This is a genomic window from Catenuloplanes japonicus, from assembly GCF_000717135.1.
Lineage (GTDB): Bacteria > Actinomycetota > Actinomycetes > Mycobacteriales > Micromonosporaceae > Catenuloplanes > Catenuloplanes japonicus.
This window is the reverse complement of the sequence record NZ_JNXY01000114.1, coordinates 1-258: the sequence shown is the minus strand read 5'-3', so window position 1 is coordinate 258 and position 258 is coordinate 1. Positions and strand designations below refer to the sequence as shown.

The following is a 258-nucleotide window of genomic DNA, read 5'->3' as shown; positions in this document are numbered from 1 at the left end:
GATGAACAGGATGATGTCGCCGCGGGTGCGGATCTCCTTGAGCACCTTCTTCAGGCGCTCCTCGAAGTCACCGCGGTACCGCGAGCCGGCGACCAGGGCGCCCAGGTCAAGCGTGTAGAGCTGCTTGTCCTTCAGCGTCTCCGGCACCTCACCCTTGACGATCTTCTGGGCCAGGCCCTCGACCACGGCGGTCTTGCCCACGCCGGGCTCACCGATGAGCACCGGGTTGTTCTTGGTGCGGCGGGACAGCACCTGCAT

General features: G+C 65.5%; 1 protein-coding gene. It reads right to left on the bottom strand.

From position 1 onward, the window contains the following. A partial coding sequence (locus tag OP04_RS48240) for an AAA family ATPase (RefSeq protein WP_033346829.1) occupies positions 1 to 258 on the bottom strand: 258 nt, incomplete at both ends.